5 protein-coding genes are annotated in these 4,069 nt (G+C 70.8%); all 5 read right to left on the reverse strand.

Annotated elements, in window-relative coordinates:
• Positions 1-211, reverse strand: a 211-nt coding sequence (locus RT323_RS16215) for an FAD-dependent oxidoreductase (RefSeq protein WP_313410281.1), incomplete at its 3' end; no start/stop codon positions are given.
• Between the two features lie 2 nt (positions 212-213).
• Entirely contained in the window at positions 214-1,458 is a 1,245-nt protein-coding gene (nadA, locus tag RT323_RS16220; protein ID WP_313410283.1) for a quinolinate synthase NadA, read from the reverse strand.
• On the reverse strand, positions 1,455-2,096 hold the full coding sequence (locus tag RT323_RS16225; protein WP_313410285.1) for an NrtR DNA-binding winged helix domain-containing protein: 642 nt from the start codon (positions 2,094-2,096) through the stop codon (positions 1,455-1,457). Before RT323_RS16225 ends, nadA begins: the two co-directional genes overlap by 4 nt.
• Positions 2,097-2,183: 87 nt before the next feature.
• Positions 2,184-3,071 (reverse strand): GNAT family N-acetyltransferase, encoded by an 888-nt coding sequence (eis, locus tag RT323_RS16230; protein ID WP_313410286.1) that lies wholly within the window; start codon positions 3,069-3,071, stop codon positions 2,184-2,186.
• Between the two features lie 285 nt (positions 3,072-3,356).
• The coding region (locus tag RT323_RS16235) for an OB-fold nucleic acid binding domain-containing protein (RefSeq protein WP_313410288.1) at positions 3,357-4,069 on the reverse strand (713 nt) is incomplete at its 5' end.

Genomic DNA, 4,069 nt, shown 5'->3' on the forward strand with positions numbered 1-4,069 from the left:
CCGCGCCGGCCGTGAGGGTGTCGGCGACGTGCGACGCGACCGAGTCGTCCGGCGCGCTCACGACGGCGACGCCGCCCTGGGCGACGTGCGTGTTCGACTGGTCGAGCCGTGCCTTCGCGACGAGCGTGACCCGGACACCGGGTCGCGCCGCCAGGTCGAGCGCCGCGGTGAGGCCCGCGACGCCGCTGCCCACCACGGCGACGTGCGTCATGGTCAGTCGGCCTTCGGGAGCGCCGCGAGCATCCGCTCGAGCGCGACCTTCGCGTGCACGGCGACGTCGTCGTCCACGACGATCTCGTTGCGGACCTCGCCCTCGACCAGGCCATCCAGCACCCAGGCGAGATAGCCCGGGTGGATCCGGTACATGGTCGAGCACGGGCAGACGACCGGGTCGAGGCAGAAGATCGTCTTGTCGGGGTTCTGCGCCGCGAGGCGATTGACCAGGTTGATCTCGGTGCCGATCGCGATGACCGAGCCGGCCGGCGCGGCGGCGACGAACTTCTTGATCGCATCGGTGGAGCCGGCGGCGTCCGCCGCGTCGACGACCGCCATCGGGCTCTCGGGGTGCACGATGACCCGGCAGTCGGGGTACTGGGCGCGAGCCTGCTCGATCTGGGCGACGGTGAACCGCTTGTGCACCGAGCAGAAGCCGGGCCACAGCAGGACGCGGGCCTGGCGCAGGACGTCGGCATCGACCCCGAGGTCCGGCTTGCGCGGGTTGATCATCGGCATCTGCTCGAGCGGCACGCCCATCGCCTTGCCGGTGTTGCGGCCCAGGTGCTGGTCGGGGAAGAACAGGACGCGGCGGCCCTGCTCGAACGCCCACTCCAGCACGGTCGAGGCGTTCGACGACGTGCAGACGATGCCGCCGTGACGACCGCAGAAGGCCTTGAGGGCGGCCGAGGAGTTCATGTAGGTGACGGGGATGGTCTCGTCGTCGCCGTAGAACTCGGTGAGCGCCTGCCAGGCCGCCTCGACCGAGTCCTCGTCGGCCATGTCGGCCATCGAGCAACCGGCGGCGAGGTTGGGCAGGATGACGCGCTGCTCGGGACGGGCCAGGATGTCGGCCGTCTCGGCCATGAAGTGCACGCCGCAGAAGACGATGGTCTCGGCGTCGGGACGAGTGAGGGCCGCGTTGGCCAGCTGGAACGAGTCACCCACGAAGTCGGCGTACTGGACGACCTCGTCACGCTGGTAGAAGTGCCCCAGGATCACGAGCCGCTCGCCCAGGGTCTCCTTCGCGGCGCGGATCCGTGCGTGCAGCTCGGTCTCGGGCATCCGCTGGTAGGCCGCCGGCAGCTGGCCGGGGCGCGTGACGGGCTCGGGGATGGCGTCCTGCTCGGACGCGCCCGGGCCGTACCCGGGGAACCCGTCGAACTCCCACGGCGACTTCGCCAGGTCGGCGTCGCAGCTGCTGCCGGGCGCCGACACGATGAGGTCGTTGATCGAGATGGTCATGCGGTCTCCAGTCGGTAGAGGGCCGGCGGTCGGTGGCTGGTGCCGGTGACGTGGTGGCCCGTGGCGACGATGCGCGGGTGCGCGAGGGCCTGGCGGCGGAAGTTGGCAGGGTCGAGGCGGACCTGGCGGACGGCCTCGTGCACCTCGCGCAGCTGGGCGATCGTGAACTCCTCGCCCGTGAACGCGTGCGCGATGTCGGAGTAGGTGATCTTGGCGCGCAGCCGGTCGAGGGCGTACGTGACGATCACGTTGTGATCGAAGGCGAGCTCGGGCACCTCGTCGGCGACGAACCACTCGACGTTCTCGCCGTCGATCGCGCGAGCGTCCTCGTCGGGTCGGACGAGCGCCCAGTAGACGATCGACACGACCCGGTCGGGCGAGCGGTCGATGCCGCCGAAGCTGTAGAGCTGCTCCAGGTGGGCGGGCTCGAGACCGGTCGTGCGCGACAGTGTCCGGCGAGCGGAGGTGTCGAGGTCCTCGGCCGGCTGCAGCGGTCCACCCGGCAGTGCCCAGCGGCCGAGGAACGGCTCGCGGATCCGCTTGACGAGCGGCAGCCACAGGGTGAGGCGCCCGGTGCGCGGGTGCGGGCGCAGGGCGAAGCTCACCGTCGAGACGGCCAGCTCGATCCGCTGTTCCATCGCACCCACCTCCTTAGGGTCAAGAGGACACTAAGGGGCAGGTTATGGTCATGTCAACACTAAGGTCCGAATTGAATCGGACGTGGATCAGAAGTAGTCGCGGACGAGCACCGGCCCGGCGGGGGCCTCGAACGCCTCGGGCTGCAGCACCAGCAGGTCGTAGGGCCGGTGGTCGCGGACGCGGTGCTCGGGCAGCACGTCCGTCAGCTCGGTTCCCGACGTGTCGAAGCGAACGGTCGCGGTCACGCTCGAGAACGTGCCGAACATCCACAGCAGCGAGTCACGTGCAGCGTCGTCGGTCCAGACCAGGTCCTCGACCTCGACGTGGGCGTCCTTGCCGAAGCCCGGCGACCTGTTCCACGCGGCGTAGGCGACGGCGCGGCCGTCCTCGTCGAGGGCGAGCGTCACCCCCGTGGCGTCGTGCAGCCAGGCGCCGTCGTCGAACTCCACCGAGGTGCGCGTGAGCGGACCGTCGTGCCGCCGGCCCCACTCGGCGTAGATCCGCCTGAGGGTCGGCAGGTCTGCCTCGTCCGCCCGCCTCAGGTCGTGCCGGCGCTCGAAGCGGTGCAGGGTCGACGCCTCGACCTCGATCGTGTCCATCGCGCCGACCGTCCGGTACCCCAGGCTCGCGTAGATCCCGGGCGCGCTGGCGAACAGCGTCGCGATCACGTCCCCCTGCGCGCGCGCATCCTCGTGCAGCCGTTCCATGAGGGGACGCAGCAGTCCGCGCCCGCGGAGCTCCGGGGCGACGGCGACGCCTCCGACGCCGCACGTCGGGACCTCGTGCCCGCGGAACCACGAGGCGTACGGCTTGCGCGTGGCCGTGGCGGCGAGACGGCCCTCGACGAACGATCCCCACCGCTCGTACGCCGGATGCTCGACGCGGTCCCCGCCCAGCGTCGATGTGCCGAACGCCGGGAGCCGAACGGCCACCAGCGCCTCCCGGTCGTCCTCGGTGAGCCTGCGGATCTCCATGCTCCGACGCTAAGGGGCCGTGGCACCCATGTCTCGCGTGCCCCGGGTGACAGGTTCCCCGGTTAAGTAGGTTTCCTGTCACTTCGCGAGGGTTGCGAACCTCGAGAAGTGAGAGTTTTCCTCGTTAAGTCCGCTGATCGACGGCCGCCGTTCCCGCACCAGGGCCAGCTGGACTCCAGTGCTCGCGTGAGACCCGGCTGGCAAGACTGAACGAGGTTCTCTGGCACTTCACGAGGATCGCAACCCTCGTGAAGTGCCAGAGAACCTACTTAACCGGGGAAACCGTCAGCGGAAGTCGCGGGACCGGTGGCCGCGCGGGACGGCCGCGCCGTCGAGCCGCTCGATCACCTCGGCCACGAGGTTGACCGCGCCCTGCTGGTGCTCGAGGCGACCCCGGACCACGACGGCCGCACTGGAGCGAGCCGCGATGCGGTGGCGTTGCCACACGGCGTCGAACACGACCACGTTGAGCATCCCGGTCTCGTCCTCGAGGTTGAGGAACGTGACCCCACCCGCGGTGTACGGCCGCTGGCGGTGGGTGATCAGGCCCGCGACCCGGACGCGCCGGTCGGGCTCGTGGCGCCACAGCGCCTCGACCGACAAGATCCCCTGCCCGGTCAGCATCGGCCGCAGGTGCTCGAAGGGATGCTCGCTCGGCGAGATCCGGGTCGACTCCAGATCCGCCAGCGTCAGCTCGACATCGCTCATCCCGGGCAGCATCGGCGGCGGCGCCACGATGGCGGTGCCCGGCAGGCGGTCCTGGCCGTCGCTGTAGCCGGCGTTCCACAGCGCCTGGCGGCGCGAGAGGCCGAACTCGTCGAACGCCCCGGCGGTGGCCAGCTGCTCCTGCTGGGCGCGGGTCAGCCCGCACCGGCGCACGACGTCGGCCATGTCGGCGAAGGGACGCTCCGTCCGCGCGGCGACGATCCGCTCGGCGTCGGCCGTCCCGATCCCCTGCACCGAGGTGAGCCCCAGGCGCACCGCGTGGTGACCGTCGC

The sequence above is a fragment of the Aeromicrobium sp. genome (assembly GCF_032084975.1).
Lineage (GTDB): Bacteria > Actinomycetota > Actinomycetes > Propionibacteriales > Nocardioidaceae > Aeromicrobium.

What these genes read in the sequence shown, in the direction of transcription:
- nadA (WP_313410283.1), bottom strand. Translation starts at nt 1,458, where the DNA reads ATGACCATCTCGATCAACGACCTCATCGTGTCGGCGCCCGGCAGCAGC.
- RT323_RS16225 (WP_313410285.1), bottom strand. Translation starts at nt 2,096, where the DNA reads ATGGAACAGCGGATCGAGCTGGCCGTCTCGACGGTGAGCTTCGCCCTG.
- eis (WP_313410286.1), bottom strand. Translation starts at nt 3,071, where the DNA reads ATGGAGATCCGCAGGCTCACCGAGGACGACCGGGAGGCGCTGGTGGCC.